Here is an 18,806-nt window from a genome sequence, read left to right on the forward strand (position 1 = left end):
CTCGCTCATCGCCCGACCGGCGATACGGCGTACTCTGAAGATTCCGTCACTATGTTGAGCAAGCGTTGCGGAGCGAGGGCCCGGGCGTTCATATGATGACCGCCCCTGCCGACACCGCCTTCGCATGCGTGCCCCAAGCTATCAGCCTCTCGCCCGCCGCCTTATCAAGGCCATCGTGCTTTGGGGCGCTCTTGCCACATTTATCTGGACCGCTGCAATGGGCGTGTGGGCACGCAGAGAGAGCGAACATCGCCTGCAGTCGGCCCTGCTCCGATACACGGAAAGCGTGGCGATGAACGTTGCCGAAGCGCTATGGCAGGTGTCCCCGGATTTGGTGCAGGGCCACCTCGACACAGCTCTGGGCATCCCTGGTGTCGGCTACATCGCCGTGCGGGACAAGGGCGGCAACAGACCCTTCGCGGCTGCCGGCATCGCTTCACTGGCTGACGGGACCGAGCCGCTGCGCTTCCCAATTCGGCTGGGCGCTGCGCCTCCAGCTCATCAGCGGCAGGTGGACGTTCGGACCGTCGGCGCGGTACTTGGCAACCTTGAGGTGTTTCCAGATCCATCGGCGCTGCGTCGAGAAGCGGCTAGCCAAGTTCTGCGCGCCCTGGTACCCGGACTGGTGTTGACGGGGGTACTTCTTTTGATTGCATTGGGCCTGGTGCACCGGCGAGTCCACCAGCCGCTATCTGGGCTGTCCGATTTCCTCGGCCGTTTGCGGACCGACGCCCATGGCGAGCCTCCGGTATGGACACCACCTCGCGGACGTGTGCCTGACGAGCTTGACCGAGTTGCCGACAGCCTCGCCGGTTTGCAGCAGCGCGTCGCCGACCATGTGCAACAGCTCGACGCGCGCGTTGCTGAACGCACGGGTGAGCTTCAGCAGGCGCTCGAGCAGCTCCGCCATCTCTCATCGACCGACCCCCTGACCGGTTGCCGCAACCGCATGGCCTTCAATGAGGCAATGGCTGCTGCCATCGCCCAGGCAGCGCGCTACGACCGTCCGCTGACAGTGGTGATGTGCGACGTGGATCTCTTCAAGTCCATCAATGACAGCTGGGGTCATCTCGTGGGTGACCGTGTGCTGGCTGCGGTGGGTGCGACGTTGCGTCAGGCCCTGCGCGCCGGTCCTGATTGGGTAGCCCGCTACGGCGGCGAGGAGTTCGTACTGGTGCTGCCCGAGACACCGTTGATGAGTGCGATCGAGGCGACGGAGCGTGTACGCCATGCGCTGGCGGAGGAAGTGCGAGTGCCGCTGGAAAGCGGTGAGGCGTTGGGCGCCACGGCCAGCTTTGGCGTGGCGCAATGGCACCATGGCGAAAGCGTCGAGCGCCTGCTGGAGCGTGCCGATGCGCAGCTGTACGCGGCGAAACGTGCCGGCCGCAATTGCGTGATGCCGCCCCTCGAAGTGTTGGCCTGATTTAGTCAGGCCCTACTGCATCCGGATGACGTCTGCCAGGCGGTTGCCCGTGACAGCTTCGGGCGGCTGACCTGCCCCGGGACACGGACCGGCAGGCGGTCGGCAGCTTGGTGCCCAAAGCGGACGTCAGCATAGGCCTACCTGTCAAGCTTCCAGAAAGATGCCGCTCAACGTTGGAGTTAGGTAAGCGGTCAATTACCTGCGTCCTTGAGGCGCTGCGGCAGAGCTGACAGGCTTCGTCCCCACTTAACAAGTGAAGTGGGGACGTATGTCGGTCGATCTGGAAGACCTGAAGCGGCGGTTGGTGCTGCGTCACAAGCCCGGCGGGCGCTGCGTGTACGACAAGAAGGCCAAGGCCGAGTTCGTTGAGCAGTGCTTGCAGCCTGGTGTCTCGGTGGCGCGCCTGGCGCGCGAGTTCGGCATCAATGCCAACCAGGTATCGAGATGGATACGTGAGCACGGCCAGCTGCGCAAGCCTGCATCTGTCGCAGCCTCGACTTTGGTGGGATCGCCCTTCGTGGCGGTGCCGGTGCTCAGAGCCGCTGTCGAGCGCGATGCGCACGAACTCGATGGCGCTCGCGATGTGGGCTTGCAGGCCAAGCTGCCCAACGGCGTGGCGGTCGAGCTTCGCGGCGTCGGGCCGCGCCAGCTCGCAGAGGTGCTCCAGATGCTGGGGAGGCTGACGTGTTCCGTCTCGACGAGCATCTGAAGGTCTACCTGCACCGCGCGCCGGTGGACTTCCGCCTCAACATCAACGGCCTGGCCGCCCTGGTGCAGCAGGCCCTCGGCCTGGACCCCTTCGCCGCCTGCGTGTACGTGTTCAGCAACCGGCGTCGCGACCGGGTCAAGGTCCTGGGGTGGGACCGCAACGGCTTCTGGCTGCTGCTCAAGCGACTGGAGGAAGATCGCTTCATCTGGCCCAGCGAGACGGCGGTGCCGACACTGACGGTGGAGCAGCTGCACTGGCTGCTCGAAGGCATCGACATCGGTGTCGTGCAGCGTCATCCCCAGCGCATGTACCAGCACGCCGGCTGAGAACAGCGGCGCCGGGATGCGCCATTGCGGCAGATCCGAATGGCGCACGGGTGACGGGATGGGGACACTGTCCCCCGATGGTCCACATGCCCGCACCCGCCGAACTCATTGCGTTGCAGCAGGCGCTGGCCCAGGCGCTCAAGCGCAATGAGTCATTGGCCGGCGAGCTGCGGGTCACGCGCGCCGAACGCGACCTGCTCAAGGAGAAGCTGGCCAAGTTCACACGGCAGCTGTTCGCCGCCAGCAGCGAGGCTGTGGCGCTGCAGAAGGACATGTTCTTCAACGAGGCCGAGACCCTCGGCGCGCAGGCCGAGCCTGCGGTTGAAGAGACCGACGACGACAAGATCGACGTGCCCGGCCACAAGCGCGTCAAGCGCGGCCGCAAGCCGCTGGACCCGGCGCTGCCGCGCGAGGTGATCCGTCACGAGCTGCCCGAGGACCAGCGCGTGTGCCCGCACGACGGCGCGCGCTTGAGCGAGATCGGCGTGGAGGCCAGCGAGCAGTTGGACATCATCCCGCAGCAGGTGCGTGTCATCCGCCACGAGCGCGTCAAGTACGCCTGCCCCTGCTGCGACGGCGGCATGCGTCTGGCGACGCGCCCCGCGCAGATCATCCCCAGAGGCCTCTTCACCGACAGCGCCCTGGCCTGGATCGCCACCTCCAAATACCTGGACGGCCTGCCGCTGTACCGCCAGGCGGTGCTGCTGGGTCGCTTCGGCGGCACCGACATTGCGCGCAACACGGTGGCCGCCAGCATGGTGCGGGCAGGCCAGGCCGTGCAGCCAGTGATCAACCTGCTGCGTGACCTGCTGCTGGACGCGCCGCTGGTGTTCGGCGACGAGACCGAGCTGCAGGTGCTCAAGGAGCCCGGGCGCAGCGCGCAGGCCAAGAGCTACATCTGGGCGCAGATGACCGACGGCAGCGGCCGTGACGGCACGGGGCCACCGATACGGCTGTTTGCTTACTCACCCAGCCGCTCGACCAAGACAGCGATGGAGTTGTACGCGGGCATCCGTCAGGATGCCGTGCTGATGACCGATGGCTACGAGGTCTACGACACCGTGGCCCAGACGCACCAGCTCGTGCACCTGGCCTGTTGGGCGCACTGCCGGAGGTACTTCTTCGAAGCGCTGCAGGGCTTGCCAAAGGACCAACGGGGGCCGAACCAATTGGCTGCGCGCTTCATCGCGCTCATCGGCCAGCTGTATCACGTCGAGGCACAAGCCAGGCGCGATCGCGTCGACACCAACGAACTCGGGCGCCGGCGCCAGCAGGACAGCGTCCCCGTGCTGGCCGACATCGAGGCGCTGCTGCTGGCCAACCTGCACGGCGTGCTGCCCAAGAGCCTGCTGGGCCAGGCACTGCACTACCTCTCGTCGCAGTGGAGCAAGCTCAAGCGCTACGTCGGGGACGGCCGCTACAGCATCGACAACAACGCACAGGAAAACGCCATCAGGCCGTTCTGCGTCGGGCGCCGCAGCTGGCTCTTCGCCGACACCGTGCACGGTGCCAACGCCAGCGCCAACCTGTACTCGCTGCTGCAGACCTGCCGGGTCAACAACGTCGACGGCTACCGCTACCTGCGAGCGCTGTTCGCTGCGCTGCCAAACGCCCAGACCGTCGACGACTACGCCGCGTTGCTGCCCTGGTCCATCGACCTCAGCAAAGTCTGAAACTCACTTGCCCGATTGCCTCGGGAGAGGCAAGGACGCGGTTAATTGACCGCATACGGAGTTAGGCATCACTTCGGGCCGAAGTAGGGATGCAATTTGACTTTCTCGCTAGCCTCAATCCGCTTTATTGCCGGAATTAGTTTGGCCCAGTGATCGGGAAAGTTCAGAAGACCTTCTTTAGATAAAGTCTCTTGCGTCTCCGCATTTACGAGGAACGCGTAGTCTTCCACTGACGCGCCAATGCGCTTTGCCCGAGTCCGGAGTTCACGGTTGATGGTCGTCTCAAGTGCCTTGATTTTGTCGTTCAGTTGAGGATCTTCTTTTACTGGGGGCAGTAGTGATTTCTCAGTGGGCGGAGTTGGAGTAAGTCCTTTAAGATAGCGGCTACTGCTGATTCCAAGAGATGCGCCTCGTCTCTCGTAAGTCAGAACGAAAAAGGTCTTCAATGATCTTATGCTTTCCGCTAAGCGTTCATTCGACTGAATTCCAGTTAAAAACGCGCGGTGATATTGATTGCCTGCGTACGAAAAGCTCTGTTTTTCTGGCTTCCTGCCACGGAACTCATCTGCGGCGCGTTCACAGTCAGTCAGTAGGCTTGAGTACCGTGAGAAGTGGTCTACGACAGATTTCTGTTCTTGCGCGCTCATCGCCCACAGATCTTTCGCATGTTGACGCAGCAAGGAAATCGCCTCTGAAGTGGCGGCGCTATCTTCCATAGCATACATGGCTTGGCAGCGTGGATCATTCGCATATACAGGGCTTGTATAAATCCTTGGCGTCGCGAACACGAGAAATGGGGTCGCAAAGCAGCAGAGAAGTAGTATGTTTCGCATCGTCGATCTGATCGAAGGTGGATTAGTGGATAGTTTCATGCGGTTCGCTCATATGCATTTTTCGGTAATGTCTGTTGCGGCCGACCGAATCTTGACCACCCCTGGTTCAGGCGTCGTACGGCGCAGTCACCCTCTCCAGCGCCTGCAGTGCGTCATCGTCCAGGAACTTTTCCTTCCTGAGCGCCAAGGCCACGAAGATCCAACATGCCACGCCCCACAGGTAGTAGAACGCAGTCAGGACAAGAAACCAGGCCATGGAAGCCAGCCCCCTAAGGGACGGCCGGAATGACGAGTCCACGGCGTCGCCCAGCAGCGCAAAGCCGAACACGACGAACATCGCGGAAACCGGCACGACGATAAGGAACTGCACGGCGGCCGTTCTTGAGTTCTGCCTCAGGCCCGTGCGGATGAAGCGCAGGGCAACTACGGCGCCGATCAGGAGCAGCCCGGCGATGTGTGGCGGCGCGAACAACAAGAAGACCCCCAAGATGCCGAGCACCCAGGAGGCACTTTTGCACCAACCCTGGGCCATGTTGGCCGCCGGGATGACGGGCAGCATGGCTCGGCCTTCGGCGTCGAGCTCGTGCAGGCCCTGCGCCTTGCGTTCTGCATTTGCGCGGGCCCGTTCGCCGGCGATGCGACGGGCCTCCTCGCGCTCCTTGCGCCGATTCTCGAGTTCGATGTCCAGCAGCGCCCGGGCTTCCGGTAAAAGGTCCTGCCCGGTCGCTTGCTGCAACGCCTCGTCGCTTAGCTGCGCGTAGTTCCTGGCGATGTGTTCTTTGTCGATGCTCATGACGCGTGCTCCCTGCCCTGCAAGCGAATGTTCGGGTTGGCTGTGCCCGGGCGCTCTAATCGATTGTGTAACGATGCTATGCCGATGGAATCCGTAGCGACAGGGAAGCGCATTGGGCCGCCCCGAAATAGCTCTTGAGTGTCGACCCGAACCAGCTTTATCGATTGGTTCCGGGCTCAGAGGGGGCGAAGCCACGACTGGCCTGAGCTCGTCAGCCAACGTTTGAATGCCGAAGAGCGATGCCAGGCGGTAGCGCACAGTAGCAACAGGGTCGCACCGGACACGCAGACCAGTGCAATGGGTTGCGCCGGTCCCTTCACCAGTTGGCGCAGCAGACCGTCGTCGTTCAGTACATACACCGATACTTGGTTGAACACATACAGCCCGAAGAACGCGTTCTCGATCAACAGCAGGGCCAGTGCTGCGGGCGTCATCACGATCCAGCGTCCCAGCGGCGTGAACCGCAGCAGCGCAAGCACTAACAAGGTAGGCAGCGCCACGCGCAGCAACAGTCGCGTCAGGTGTATATCGGACCGATGGAAACCGATGTCCAGGGCGGCAACCAGCCACGTACTGGCGGCGGCCAGTTGCGAGTCGAAGAGCAGTCGGAACAGCAACGGACCGAGCCCGAACGCCAGCAAGGCCAGCATCCAAAGCGGCCGTTGGCGCGCCGCGCCGATCTGGTTTGAGGGTGGGCTTTCGGATTCATGCACTGGAGACCTCCTGTCTAACATGGCCATTCATGATCTGAGACGCCACCAGCGACCGAAAGTCAGGAAACACCTAAATCCTTCTTGCACCCAGGCCTGTCCGGCGTGAAGCGCTAGCCAGGGGCGGGGTCGGCATGGGTAGCGCACGGTCACTGCACTCGAGACGGGCTTCGCCCTGGGAAACTGTCGTAACTTTCGAACGTCCGTGCGCCCTCGTCGTAGGCTGTTGCGCGGTAGCTCCGGCGCCAGTTGTCTTCCGGAAGGGCTTTCGCGAGGGCACGTTGGGCCCTGACCAATCGTTCCTTGGTGGCGCCGCTCATCCGGCATTCGCCGGGCCCCACCTTGATGGAAATGCCGAAATTCCTGAAGAAGGCAGCATCCTTGTTGCAGTCGTAGACCGCCGTGGAGATGCCCAGGCCGTCTGCGTCGTAACGGAACAGGACATAGGTCCGCGCGGCTTCATTGATCTTCCCGTACTGCAGAAGGTAGATGCCTTCGCCCAGGTCGACCGCAAGGGCCTGGTAGGGCACACGGCTGTCGTTCTGAGTGTTCACGACGGTCTTTCCCCCGAACACCTGGATGTAGGCCACCTTGGTCCCGTCGGCGTAGTAGCCGCTCTCCAGTTTCACATCGGCCGCGTCCTCGGCCGAGAAGAGTGGCCGATCTGTCGTCAGGTTGCAGCCGGTCAGCCACAGGGTGAGGCCCAGGGCCAGCAGTCTGGAGAGGACGCTGTTCATCGCTGGGTGATCGTCAGGTCTACGGGGAAGCGGGCGATGTCGCGCCAGCCCTTGCGCTGCAGAACGGCCGTTGCAGCTTCGGTCCGGTCGGGCGGCACCGTCACTGACAACATCCAGGACCGATCGTTGATCTGAAGGAGCCGAGCATCGGCCCCAGCCGCGCGCAGTTCAGTCAGCACAGACTGCGCAAAGGCCTCGGGGTCAGCGACGACCATCGTGTCTTGCGCTCCGCCCCGCAACACTTCGTCCGGGTTGGCGGGGTCGGATGGCTGGCCGGGCATGATCACGAACAGGCAAGCCACAGCAGCAAAAGTTGCAATCGCGGGGCTGAACCAGCGGATGGCAAACAGTCGATCCATGCGTTCGCGCCAGCGCGCGGCCTTCGACAAGGTAGCCCGTGGCGGCACGGCTGCGCGGGCAGCCCGGGGCTCGGCAAACACGCCATCCTTCAGCAGCAGCGCGAAGGTCTGGGCATCTCGGCTTGCCGCATGCGGCGATGCGGCATGGGCGCTCCGCAGAGCCTGCGACTCCGCCAGGATCGTCGCTCGCAGAACTGCTGCGCCGTCATGGGACTTGCCACGGCCCGCAAGCGCTTCGAAGAAGGCTTCGGCCTGCGCGTCTTCACCCCGATCGTCGGTCTGGCTGGTGTTCATGCCTTCATTCCTGATTCGAGGCCGCATTCGACCGTGCCGCAATGTTTTGCGCAAAGGCTCTTGAGGTGCGCCCAGACATAGCGCTTGCGCTCCTTGGCGGCCGCCACCGTGGTCTCCAGAAACTCCGCCAGTTCTTCCATGGACGGGTCCATTTCCACCCAGAAGCGAAGAAGAACAATCTTGCGCACGCTCTTGACGCGGGCAGGCGGCTCGCGGTCGAGCTCTGCAAGCACCGCCTGGATGCATCGCTGGTGGTCAGGGTCGCCGTGGCTGGGATCGGGCTCCCAGAACTCGGCCTCTCCATCGCCAGACGGGTTGGCCTGCGGATCCATCAACACCGGTTCGTTCGCCTTCTTCTGCAGCAGATCCAGGCAGTGGCGGTACGCGATGGCATAGATCCATGTGCTCAACTTGCTTTGGGCACGAAAGGTTCGCCACTTTCGGAACACCTTGAGCGCGACGTCCTGCACGATGTCTTCTTGCTCACCGTATGGAAATCTCAGCGCATGGCAGGCACTGAGGGCCATTGGACGCAGGATCTCCATGACCTCACCGAAAACGGTGGGATCGCTTTTCTCCATACGTTCCAGGAAGATCTTTGCATCCATGTCAGTTCGCCGGCGCGGATTGTTTGCTGAACATCAGATAGAGGGCGTTGAGCAGTGCGAGAGGGGCGAATCCCATGCAGTAGATCTCCATGAAATCCGAGTTGCGCCCCTCCATCACATCGACGACCTCGAAGCCCGCCACGATGCAGAAAATAATATTTATGACGACCAGGAATATTCTCGTGAAGTTGTCGTTGTCATTGCCGCGCAAGACCCTGGGCAGGTAGATGAAGGGCAACGCCAAACACGCGAAAAAGAAACAGGCGAACGGAAGGAATACCAAAAACCCCCAGGGAGGCAAATTAGGCGAAAGATCCTTCGCTCCCGTTGCAAGGATGGTGAAGGTCGCCACGAGGATGGCCACCCAATTGAAAGTCGTCAGCGCAATTTTCATGGTCGTTCATTCCTCCTTGAATATCAGCCAGGCTGCGTTCGCAAGCGCGATCGGCGACAGGCCGATCACAAACAGTCCCAACGAGTCCAACGGCTTCCCGTGCAGGGCGTAATACAGCGTGAAAGCGCCGAAGACGCTGAAAACAAGGTTAAGCACGATCACAAAGTAGCTTAGTTTGCTCCCTCCTCCCTCCAGAACTCTGGAGAGGAAGCAGACGAATGGCAGCACTATCACGAATACGAATATTCCGACGCTCAGCAGAAACTCCCACCAAGCCATGCCGCCCGGCATCTGGGTAACGTGTCTAAGGGCTGCCGCGATAGCCAACAAGCAGGCCAGGAAATTGAAGGAAATGACGGCTTTCGTGAGAGGGGTATTCATTTGTTTCAAGTTGTAGTCCGGTGAACCCGTTTCGGCGTCCAAGCTGCCTCTGCCCCGTAAGACGTTGGTGACGCGGTTCAGTCAGGAAGAAATTCATCGCCAGTTGCCCATCAGCACGAACGGGGCCCAGTGGAAAGGGTGCCGATGGCTGGCCGATGTGCCCCGCTCGCCCCGCAACATGGCCAGCTGGGTCTGCCGCAGCGTGTCGGCCAGGCTGTCGCCCCCGCGCGCGCTCTGGTCGTAGAACGTCGCCATGGCCCGAGCCACGCTGGTGTCCGATACCTTCCACAGCGTACCGAGCACGGTGGCCGCGCCCTGACGGCGCGTCAGCGCACTGAGGCTTTCCATTTCCATGCCGTTGGCCGTGCGGCCGCCGGCGACCCCTGTTTCGCATGCGGAATAGACCACCAGTTCGAAACCGCGGAAATCGAACTGGCGGCGCGAGATCTCCGCCAGGCTGATCGAAGTTCCGTCGCCCAGGAACAGGGTGGATGCGCCTGCGTCCCCGGGACGAAGCACGAAGTGGCTGGCCAGGTGGAGGACGTTGAACGGCGCGGTCGATCGCTGGGTCAGCGCACGGTCAAGCGTGGCGCGGGTGAACTGCCCGTCCAGGAAGGTCTGCCCGCCGCTACGACTGACCCGCACCACCTCCGCCAGTTCTGCCGGCACGGCCATAAGCGCGGGCAGGCCACCTACCGCCTTCGACGTGCCCATGGCTGCCACCCGCCAGTCGCGCGACCGGCCTGGCGTCGGCATACCCGACGTCGCCTCGTTGTACAGCGCAATGGCGTAGTCCTCGATCACATGGCGACCATCTGTCCCGATCAGCGCAGCGAAAGGCAATTGCCGCAGCCGATCGTCCAGCGACAGCAGCAATGTGTGCGTACCCATGCGACGCAGGTCGTTCTCGATGGGCGCCAGCAGCAACGCATGCAGCCTCTGCAGCGCGGGCCGCAGAAGGTTCGGCGCGGACAGAGGTGTGCGCATCAAGGTCTGCGCCGTGTAGACCGCGTTGTACAACTCGGCCCGCGGGATCGGGAGCTGACGCGCGATAGGCGACAGCCCCGGCACGGTGACGAGGATGCTCAAGTTTTCCCTGCCGACCAGGTACTGCACGCCGACGGCCCTGGCCAGGGGCGCTTCGCGGGCCCACTTGTCGATGTCGCGCTGAATCTGCGTGGCTTCGGCCCGCACGCTGGCGCTGTTCTGCACCACGACCGTGTCTGCATTGACGGCCATGGCGGAGTCAAGGCCCTGCAGGAACCGGGACACTGCGGGCTTGAGTTCTTCGGCTTCCAGTCGGCTGATCTGCTGCAAGCGTGCCCTGCCGGCCCCGTCGAGCCGGCCCGCCGCCTGCTGTGCCTGCAGCTGCAGCCGCTCGTGGGCAAGCGCTGCCTGCTGCTCACGCAGGCGATAAAAGCCTCGGAAGCGGTCCAGTTCCAGGCCGGTGAGCGCGGCTCGGCTGTCGCTCGACGGCAGGGCGCTCCCCCAACGCATGCTCTCCGCAAGTTCGTCTTCGCGCAGCACCAGCAGCAGTTGCTGCGCTTCGCTCAGTCGTCCGGCACGGATCAGCCAGTCGGTGAGCATCCGGTAGGCCATGCCTTCGCCAGTGAGTGCCAGCCGCGCGATGTCGACGCACGCACGGCTGCAATCGGCGACCGTGCCGGCAGCTTGCTGCGACCGGAACGCGTTGAGTGCATCCTTGCCGAGTGCAATTGCCACGTCGTCGTGCCGCTGCAGGGCGTGCACCCATCCGAGCATCAGCGTTGCAAACGCCCGCAACCAGGCGTCCTCGGCTGTGCCGGTGTCCTGCTGCAACAGGTTCTCGAACGACAAGCGCGCGGAAGGCGTGTCGATCGTCATCAGTTGCCAGAAGCCTTCCTGCAGGCGCACGAAGCGGCTGCGGGGGTTCTCTGGCTCCAGCAAGGGAACGAGCAGGCTCGCTGACAGTTCCGTCACCTCACGCGCCCGGAACGCGCGGTCGCCTTCCTGGCCCAACTCTGCAATGGCTGCATCGATGGATTCCCAGGCCATCGCGCGGGCGTGTTCGGCGAACACGTCGCGCTGAGCTGCGGGCAGCGAGGTCGCCTGGTGGCGGATGGCCTCCCACCCGTCATGGAACGGATCTTCGTCGCCGAGCCTCGCCGCCAGTTCCAATTGGCGCAACACCAGCGCAAGGCTGAGGCCCGACGCTGCGGCCGCCGCGGCCGCGTCCACAGGCTGGCTGGCTTCCAGCGTTTGCCGTGCTGACTGCAGGTCGCCTGTCTTCATGTGGAACGCGAGGGCGGCGTTCAACAGCTCAAGATGGCTCGCGGGCAGGCCGCGCACCAGATCGGACCGACGCGCTGCTTCGAGCGCCTGGTTCACCAGTTCGCGCGCTCCGTCGGCGCCAGGGTCGACCGCAGCAACTTGCAGCAAGGCCTTCAGCCGATCGGCGATCAAGTCGGCGGTAACGCCGGGCAGGGTCAGGCTGAGTTCGGCCGATTCGCGCATATACCGGCGGGCCAGCGCCATGTCGCGCTGTTCCGCCGCCAGCGCCGCAGAGCTGTGGAGCGCTGTCGCCAGGACGGTCGGCTTGCCTGGTTGTGCCTGGCGCAGCCGCTCGATCACCTTGGCATAAGTCTCAGCCGCCTGATCTCGTTGCTGCAGCTTGTGCAGGCATTCGGCCACCATGACTTCGGCCTCTTCCAGGTACTTCACCTCCGGCCAACGCTTCGCTACGCCGTTTGGGCTCGCCTGCAGCAGCTGGATGTAGCTCACGGCTCGCTGCAGCTGTGACAGCGCCGCGGCATGGTTGCCGTCTTGCAACTCCATCTGGCCAAGCTGGAGCCGCGGCCCGAGAAAGAAGCCGACGTGCGTGTACAAAGGGTTCTCTCTCAACTCCTCGAGAAACCGGTAGAGCTCCTGCTTGTAGGCGAGGCGCTCCCCTGGATCCGTCGGCGCGACTTCGCGGAGTCTCGAAATCGAGGGGATGTTTTCACTTGCCGAATCGGGTTGAGGCTGCTGCGCCCATGCGCACGACGCCACGCCACAGACCCACAGGATGATGACCAGTACGCGCTTAGCCGCCACGTGCAGTGCCCCCCGCAAGTCTTGCCAGCACCGGCTCAGTCAGATGAGAAAGCGCCTGGGCGATCCAGATTTCGTTGACGCCGACGCGGATATGGTGGGGTTTGACGCCAGCAGTCGCCTCCAGTCTTGCAACGTACCGGATGCCTGCATTTCCGAGGTCGCACCAACCTTCCTTGTCGAGCATGGCCAGCACGTCATCCAACTGTTGCTGCGTGCATCGAATCTCCCACGCCGCTGCGATCAAGTAGGTCGATGCGCCGTACTCTCCCCAAAGAAACACGAAGGCATCGGCCTCTCGCGCCTCCTCCAGCGTCAGCGGTGGGGCTGTCCAGATCTCCCTCAACCGCCCTTCGGATCGGTTTTCGTCGAACTGATAGCGATACCTGGATCGATGCATCGTTCAATGCTGTGCGGGCGGCTCGTCAGAGACGTTCCCATGCCGAAAGATCGTGCCGATGAACTTGTTGGCGTCCCTGTGTTTGGCCATGACGATGTCCCATTTGACTCGGTGGGCGATCTCCGCGAAGGCCATGTCAACGAGCGCAGGCGTGACCTGCAAAACCTCGACGCCGACCGGAAGCTTGATGGGCGTATCGGCCGGCGATTCTTCCTTGAACATCGCTACCTCGCCCAGCGATTCATGCAGCTTGATATCCGACCAGGAGTACTCGCCGGCGAGGATGTCCAGGATCATGCCACTCACATGCGCATGGAACTGAACAGAGCATGCAGCGGCCAGCTCCAAGGCATAGGAAAGCAATGCGGCTTCTTTCGGGTGATCGATGACCATATGGGAATGCGACGCCATATTCGCGGAGCTGTACGGCACACGATTTCTTGATAGACGATCGACACGCCGCTTGACTCCAGACCGGCAAGCGGCAAGCGGCAAGCGGCAAGCGGCGAGCGGCGAGCTGCGAGCGGCACGTTCACGCTTGCTGCGGATCGCTGGGCCCAGGCGTCGGCGCCTTGTCGAGCTCGTTCTCCTTGTCGGGACTGCATCTCGCGCATTGCCCGGGGAGTCGGCCGTAGCACCGGTAGCAAACGTCTCCGCTGCAAACCTTGCACGTCATCAGGTTGTCACTGTCGTAGCTTTCACCACAGCGGGCGCAATTGTCTTGATAGCTCACGGGCTCTCCTTGCTATGAATAAACCTGTCCGCAGAATTAACAGCTTTGATAGCCTGATCCGTAGCAGTTGTAGCACGGACTTTCCACCGATTGCTCTCTTCCTCCTGCGCCATTGCAGGTGCCGCAGACTTGTTCCCGATCAAAGTCGAAAACCCGCCCGTTGCCGCAATAGCAGCGAACGTACTCGCGCTCCCGCAGGCGGCCGCTTCCGCAGCATATGCGGCACTCTTTCCGTTCCGACATAGACACTCCTGCTCAGATGAATGGCCCGATACGGGCAGGCGCCGACGCTTCGCATCGGGCATTTCACCTGCCCATCCCCAGTGAGACGGTCGCCGCTCCGAACCGTCAGGAAGCATCTGGGCTTTTTGGATGCGTCGGGCACGTTCGTTCCAGACGGCTCGGGGCCGGGTACAGCCGGTGCCCTGGGGCGGAAGGGGGCGCTCGCGAGCCGCGACCAGGCGGGCCGCAGCCGGCTGACCGGTGTTGGAGGTGCTGCGGTCAATCAAGGCAGCGCCCGGCGAGTGTTCGCATTGCGCGGGGTGATGCCCCAGGAAGTGGTGTAAGTCTTGAGCGAGGCGGTCCGTAGAGGGCGGCCATCGTGAGTCCGGATAAGGTTGAGGTGCGACCCAACAACCCTTGTCCGAAGGAAGACACGATGACCGCCTCAACTATCGCATTGGCCGAACTTGCCGAGAAGGGAGCCGACGTTGATGTGCTGCGCCAGATGGTGCAGTTCATGGCCCAGCGCCTCATGGAGATCGACGTCGAGGGGCGCTGCGGCGCCGGCTATGACGAGAAGAGCCCAGAGCGCTTGAACAGCCGCAACGGCTTCAGAGATCGAACCTGGGAGACGCGCGCTGGCAGCGTCGAGTTGAAGATCCCCAAGCTGCGCCAGGGCAGCTACTTCCCCGAGTTCCTGGAGCCGCGCAGAACGGCCGAGAAGGCGCTCACCGCCGTGATCCAGGAGGCCTACGTCAAGGGCCTCTCGACGCGCTCAGTGGACGACCTGGTCAAGGCCATGGGCATGAGCGGCGTGTCCAAGAGCCAGGTGTCGCGGCTGTGCGCCGAACTCGACGAACGGGTCGGTGCGTTCTTGAACCGCCAGATCGAAGGCGACTGGCCGTACCTGTGGATCGACGCCACCTACGTCAAGACGCGGGACGCCGGGCGCATCGTGAGCGTGGCCGTGATAGTGGCGGTGGGCGTGAACACCGAGGGCCAACGCGAGGTGCTGGGGCTCAAGGTTGGCGCCAGCGAGGCAGAGCCGTTCTGGACTGAGTTCCTGCGCAGCCTGAACCGGCGCGGTCTGCGCGGCGTCAAGCTCGTCATCAGCGACAGCCACGAAGGCATCAAGGCAGCCGCTGCGAAGACGCTCAAGGCCACGTGGCAGCGATGCCGCGTGCACTTCATGCGCAATGCGCTGGCCTATGCCAACAAGACGCAGCGGCGCATGGTGAGTGCGGCCATCGGCACGGTCTTCGTACAGGAGACGCCTGAGGCGGCCAGGACGCAGTGGCGCAGCGTGGTGGATCAGTTCAGAGAGAAGCTGCCCAAGCTCAGCGCCATGATGGGACGCGGCCGAGCAAGACGTGCTGGCCTTCATGGGATTCCCAGGGCGCACTGGCCGCAGATCTACAGCACCAACCCGCTGGAGAGGCTCAACGCGGAGATCAAGCGCAGGACCAACGTGGTGGGCATCTTCCCCAACGACGCCTCCATCACGCGGCTGGTCGGCGCCATGATGCTCGAGCAAAACGACGAGTGGAGTCTGAACCGGCGCTACATGCAGCTCGAGGGCCTGCAGGCCCTCAGTGATACTGTCCCGACTCGGCTGTCCGCAGTGGCACGCTGAGTACCCCGCGCATCCCAGCCTGTCCGGGCTGAGGAGTTACACCACGCGCCGGGACATCACCTTGCGCGGACGCCGCCATTCGCTGTAAACGGCCCAATGTCTCAGACCAGCCTCTAGCTGAGGTTCTGCGAGCTTCCGCTTTGGGCACCAAGCTGCCGACGGCCTAGCGGTCCGCGTCCCGGGGGGGGCAGGTCAGTGCCCGCAGCTGTCACTCAGCCCGAGCGCGTCGAACGACCGGTACTGCGGCAGCGGCCGTCGAACCACAAAACTTGAAGTCGGCAGCCAGCCTCAAGCCGATGTTGCATTAGCGGGGACAGCGTCGTTACCCAAATATTGAGTACGCAAGAAGCTAGTTCTGGTGCAAACGTTGATCAACATGAGAAAGCTCAAACCAAGGATCAATATCTCTCTTGTAGATGCTTCCGGTACTGGCGTAGCTGCCAGTGACCAATCTGTTCCAGATTGCGATGATACTGAATAATCTGAAATGTCGGCGCCGTTGTAGGTCAATGCTGAAAAACCACCCCAATAGAACGAGTTTGCAGCATCAGTTGTGCCAACTGCGCCGCCCAGTCGAACTGGGTTTACACCAAACTGACTCCCGCCTGTTGCGCCTGCACTAACCTGCAGCAGTGCATTGATTAGGATGGGCCTTCCGAACACAAAATTGAAACTGATCTCCATCGGAGTGGTTGATGGTGCAGATCTGTTGCTTATTATTACACTTGTCGTGTCCCGACTTGAAGGCGAATTGCCGGTCGTTCCGTTCGATTTGGATCTGAGGTAGTCGGACTTTGTTGAAGCGCCAGTAATTGCTTCCACCTGTAGACGAACGCCGTTCGTAACTTCGAAGAAGCCGCCGAAGGTTGAATCAATCTCGTAGTCTAAAATCAGTGGGATTGTTACCCTGCCGACCCTGTTTGACAGACCTGGTGCACTTATTGTGAATAGGTCTTGAAATGAAGCCTCTGCATGTGATCGTGAATTGGAGAAGCCATTATTGGCTGATGACGAAACAAAGGCCTTGAGTGCCCCAAAGCTAGATTCTGCCATCGCTTCAGCGACTGCGTAACCTGCTAAGGGGCCCGCCAAACTGGTGGAACTTACTTCCTTAGATATTGGGCCAGATATGGCTGTTTGTTGAAACGACTTTGGATCACCCGTTCCACTTATGCTTGTTGCCACATTTATGTGTGACTTTAGGACTGCCTGGGTGGTTTGTGAAATTGCATTCGAACAAAGTACGCCAAATGAAGCGGCGATAGCAAACTGAACAGAGAAGAGCAATTTTGTCAAAATAATCTCCGGAAAGATGCAAATGAAGCCGACTTGGTTAAATGAAATATTCGAGGATGCCAATCCGTAAGCAAGTCCTACCGGAGCCGGGTGCCACTTCGTGGGTGACAAATCTCCATGCTTCTGCGAGCCGGAGCTTATTCTCTAGAAGCGAAGTAAAGATTAAGCTTAGCTGTAGGAGCCAGCGCGAGCCCATAGAAGGTATTCGGACTATCGATCCAAGCCTGAACAATACTGGCGACCACCTTGAAAGTCGCCTATTCCTCCGTTGGGGGGCACCCATGATTCCCGGATGCAGGAGCAAGCAGGGCAAGCATCCGCACGGTTTTCAAGCTAGCGTGACTCATTTTGGATAGCGGGGCCGCACATGTCTCGCGCCACACCATAGTTCTCCCCCGCGAATGAGGGGGCGCAAAATTGCGCGTTGACGATATGGCCTTGCACAAGGCGCCAATCGGAGCGCTTTGCCGCCTTTGACCGGGAGCCCGGGCGCCTGGCTCTGTTGCTATTTGGCGCACGGCGAGGCCGAAGATGGGGTGGGACTGAGATTTGCTGCGGCGCTTCTCGCCACTGAGCGGCATGCCCATCCAGCGCCTCGAACAAGTATTGGTAACCGGGTGACTGCTTAGCATGCGCGAACTCCTCGCAGCGAATGTCGCTTATGGGCACATTCCTGACCGTCGTCACTGAGTCGGCGGCGGCTTCGTGCCCAGAGCCGAAGCTCGCGACCGACGACAGAGGCCAGAGGCCAGCGAGGTAGCGTGTCCAGCCGTTCGTCCGTTGCGAGCGAACTCACGCTGACTGGCACAAACCGGCCACAGGAGCTCGTGATAGTGAGGAATGCGAACGTCGGCGGTCCGTGGTATGGCGGCCGGTGCCGTTCCCGGCTGGACCGCCCCTTCGGTGGCGTTTTCAATGGCGCCGTGCGCCGACGCCGGCATCAGCCTTCTCCCTGGGCCAGGTCTACAGCTGCTCTGGAATTCCCACTTCGGTGAAGCCGGCAATCTCCACAAGATTGCGTACGCAAATCCTGACCCTATCAAGGCAGCTTAGCTAATGCAGATATAAGCGGACTTCATTCAGGGAGCGACTATGGAAAGAGGAAACTGGCTGGCAGCTGCATTGGCTGCAGCGATTCTTGCGACGGCGTCTGGATCAACGTTCGGCCAGAACGGGTCATGCGCGAGCGTCTACGCTCATGCGGTCACCAACGTTGACATCGCCACCCGGAAGTTTGCTGAGCACGAACGCTTCTTTGCCGAGCACTGCGAATCCAACGGCAGCTTGAGGAAGCACTCAGACAAGACCGACTTCAGCATTGCCTACGCGGGAATTCAGTTCGGTTATGCCGGCAGCAGCGCTGATGCCGAGAAGAAGATGCAGCAGTTCTGTAAGAGCCGCCAAGAAGAGCGCGATCTGAACGATGACGTCTCGATCTACAAGAAGGCGGTCGCAGTCGATGCGCTAAAGTCGTTCAACCAATGCCGGGCGCTTGAGTCTGGCGGCATCACTATCACTCCTCTTCAGGAGGCTGAAGCTGTCATCATCACAGCGACGTTTGATCCCTTCAAAATGGGCAGCAACGTGTCGCTCTCGTCTGTGTCATATGACGCGGACGCCGCGAAATGCACGACGAACGCCGGCGGGTCCACAAACGACCTTCAAGCCCTCCCGCTTCCTGTCTCCGCTGACAAACCCTTCCAAGTGACGTGTGCCCGGAAGAAGGAGGCCAGCAAGGACGGAACCATGAGGCTGAAGCGGTTTGCGCTGCTCATGACCATCCGAGACCTTCCCTATTCGCTGGTGATGCCCCCTGACGAGCTCCTTGGGTTCGACCTCGCAAGTCAGAACAAGGCTGAGATTGCGAAGCTCACGCAAAGCCTTAACGCAGCGAACGCGACCATCAAGGTTAATGAAACGGCAATGGCCTCCAATCGGAAGGCCATAGAAGAGATGCGGGCCCTTCTGAACAAGCCGGTCGTGCGCACGGTGTCGTTCTACCGCGGCACAGGCCTCGAAGTTCGCTGTGACAGATACCTCGGCGAAAGCTATGTGCAGCAGGTTGCGCCGACGTATTGCCGCGCTGACGAGGAGTTCCTGGCTGTATCAGGAGAAGCCGGTACACAGCATGGCACCTGCGGTCGCACCAAGTTCAACGTTACTTGTGCGTCCAAACCCAAGTATTGAACGGCTGCTGGCTTCGACTGGCCGCC

General features: G+C 61.7%; 18 protein-coding genes. 6 read left to right on the plus strand and 12 right to left on the minus strand.

Annotated elements, in window-relative coordinates; all coding sequences use genetic code 11:
• The first annotated feature begins 124 nt into the window (after positions 1 to 124).
• The 4 genes from ACG00Y_RS26930 to tnpC all read left to right on the plus strand — a co-directional run bounded on the left by ACG00Y_RS26930 (position 125) and on the right by tnpC (position 4,131).
• On the plus strand, positions 125 to 1,423 hold the full coding sequence (locus tag ACG00Y_RS26930; RefSeq protein WP_394484410.1) for a GGDEF domain-containing protein: 1,299 nt from the start codon (positions 125 to 127) through the stop codon (positions 1,421 to 1,423).
• Positions 1,424 to 1,691: 268 nt separating this feature from the next.
• The gene (gene tnpA, locus ACG00Y_RS26935; protein ID WP_394484411.1) at positions 1,692 to 2,132 is read left to right on the plus strand and encodes an IS66-like element accessory protein TnpA; all 441 of its coding nucleotides are present in this window, start codon (positions 1,692 to 1,694) and stop codon (positions 2,130 to 2,132) included.
• The gene (gene tnpB / locus ACG00Y_RS26940) at positions 2,108 to 2,458 is read left to right on the plus strand and encodes an IS66 family insertion sequence element accessory protein TnpB (protein WP_394484413.1); all 351 of its coding nucleotides are present in this window, start codon (positions 2,108 to 2,110) and stop codon (positions 2,456 to 2,458) included. Before tnpA ends, tnpB begins: the two co-directional genes overlap by 25 nt.
• A gap of 86 nt (positions 2,459 to 2,544) precedes the next feature.
• Complete coding sequence (gene tnpC / locus ACG00Y_RS26945) at positions 2,545 to 4,131, plus strand: IS66 family transposase (protein ID WP_394484415.1); 1,587 nt, start codon at positions 2,545 to 2,547, stop codon at positions 4,129 to 4,131.
• Positions 4,132 to 4,199: 68 nt separating this feature from the next.
• On the opposite strand, the gene ACG00Y_RS26950 is transcribed toward tnpC, so the two are convergent.
• The 11 genes from ACG00Y_RS26950 to ACG00Y_RS27000 form a co-directional block, all read right to left on the minus strand.
• Positions 4,200 to 4,856 carry a hypothetical protein gene (locus ACG00Y_RS26950; protein ID WP_394484417.1) on the minus strand — a complete coding sequence of 219 codons (657 nt, stop codon included), beginning with the start codon at positions 4,854 to 4,856 and terminating at the stop codon, positions 4,200 to 4,202.
• A 214-nt stretch (positions 4,857 to 5,070) separates the two neighbouring features.
• Positions 5,071 to 5,757 (minus strand): hypothetical protein, encoded by a 687-nt coding sequence (locus ACG00Y_RS26955; RefSeq protein WP_394484418.1) that lies wholly within the window; start codon positions 5,755 to 5,757, stop codon positions 5,071 to 5,073.
• Positions 5,758 to 5,933: 176 nt separating this feature from the next.
• Entirely contained in the window at positions 5,934 to 6,470 is a 537-nt protein-coding gene (locus ACG00Y_RS26960) for a hypothetical protein (RefSeq protein ID WP_394484420.1), read from the minus strand.
• Between the two features lie 146 nt (positions 6,471 to 6,616).
• The gene (locus ACG00Y_RS26965) at positions 6,617 to 7,204 is read right to left on the minus strand and encodes a hypothetical protein (RefSeq protein ID WP_394484422.1); all 588 of its coding nucleotides are present in this window, start codon (positions 7,202 to 7,204) and stop codon (positions 6,617 to 6,619) included.
• Complete coding sequence (locus ACG00Y_RS26970) at positions 7,201 to 7,857, minus strand: hypothetical protein (RefSeq protein ID WP_394484424.1); 657 nt, start codon at positions 7,855 to 7,857, stop codon at positions 7,201 to 7,203. The genes ACG00Y_RS26965 and ACG00Y_RS26970 overlap by 4 nt, the downstream gene beginning before the upstream one ends.
• Positions 7,854 to 8,465, minus strand: coding sequence for an RNA polymerase sigma factor (locus ACG00Y_RS26975; protein WP_394484426.1), 612 nt, complete (start codon positions 8,463 to 8,465; stop codon positions 7,854 to 7,856). The genes ACG00Y_RS26970 and ACG00Y_RS26975 overlap by 4 nt, the downstream gene beginning before the upstream one ends.
• 1 nt (position 8,466) lies before the next feature.
• A complete protein-coding gene (locus ACG00Y_RS26980) occupies positions 8,467 to 8,859 on the minus strand; it encodes a hypothetical protein (RefSeq protein ID WP_394484428.1) in 393 nt (130 codons plus the stop codon).
• 6 nt (positions 8,860 to 8,865) lie between these two features.
• The gene (locus ACG00Y_RS26985; protein ID WP_394484430.1) at positions 8,866 to 9,282 is read right to left on the minus strand and encodes a hypothetical protein; all 417 of its coding nucleotides are present in this window, start codon (positions 9,280 to 9,282) and stop codon (positions 8,866 to 8,868) included.
• A gap of 51 nt (positions 9,283 to 9,333) precedes the next feature.
• Positions 9,334 to 12,312 carry a CHAT domain-containing protein gene (locus ACG00Y_RS26990; RefSeq protein WP_394484431.1) on the minus strand — a complete coding sequence of 993 codons (2,979 nt, stop codon included), beginning with the start codon at positions 12,310 to 12,312 and terminating at the stop codon, positions 9,334 to 9,336.
• Positions 12,302 to 12,709: a hypothetical protein gene (locus ACG00Y_RS26995; protein ID WP_394484433.1), complete on the minus strand. Its 408-nt coding sequence runs from the start codon at positions 12,707 to 12,709 to the stop codon at positions 12,302 to 12,304. The genes ACG00Y_RS26990 and ACG00Y_RS26995 overlap by 11 nt, the downstream gene beginning before the upstream one ends.
• 3 nt (positions 12,710 to 12,712) lie before the next feature.
• Entirely contained in the window at positions 12,713 to 13,102 is a 390-nt protein-coding gene (locus ACG00Y_RS27000; RefSeq protein WP_394484434.1) for a hypothetical protein, read from the minus strand.
• Between the two features lie 998 nt (positions 13,103 to 14,100).
• Here ACG00Y_RS27000 and ACG00Y_RS27005 point away from each other — a divergent pair.
• Complete coding sequence (locus ACG00Y_RS27005; protein ID WP_394484436.1) at positions 14,101 to 15,297, plus strand: IS256 family transposase; 1,197 nt, start codon at positions 14,101 to 14,103, stop codon at positions 15,295 to 15,297.
• 288 nt (positions 15,298 to 15,585) lie between these two features.
• Here ACG00Y_RS27005 and ACG00Y_RS27010 read toward each other — a convergent pair whose 3' ends face one another.
• Positions 15,586 to 16,656 (minus strand): hypothetical protein, encoded by a 1,071-nt coding sequence (locus ACG00Y_RS27010; RefSeq protein WP_394484438.1) that lies wholly within the window; start codon positions 16,654 to 16,656, stop codon positions 15,586 to 15,588.
• A 1,029-nt stretch (positions 16,657 to 17,685) separates the two neighbouring features.
• Here ACG00Y_RS27010 and ACG00Y_RS27015 point away from each other — a divergent pair.
• The gene (locus ACG00Y_RS27015) at positions 17,686 to 18,780 is read left to right on the plus strand and encodes a hypothetical protein (protein WP_394484440.1); all 1,095 of its coding nucleotides are present in this window, start codon (positions 17,686 to 17,688) and stop codon (positions 18,778 to 18,780) included.
• Positions 18,781 to 18,806: the final 26 nt, after the last annotated feature.

This window comes from Pelomonas parva (assembly GCF_043555835.1).
Classification (GTDB): domain Bacteria; phylum Pseudomonadota; class Gammaproteobacteria; order Burkholderiales; family Burkholderiaceae_C; genus Pelomonas; species Pelomonas parva.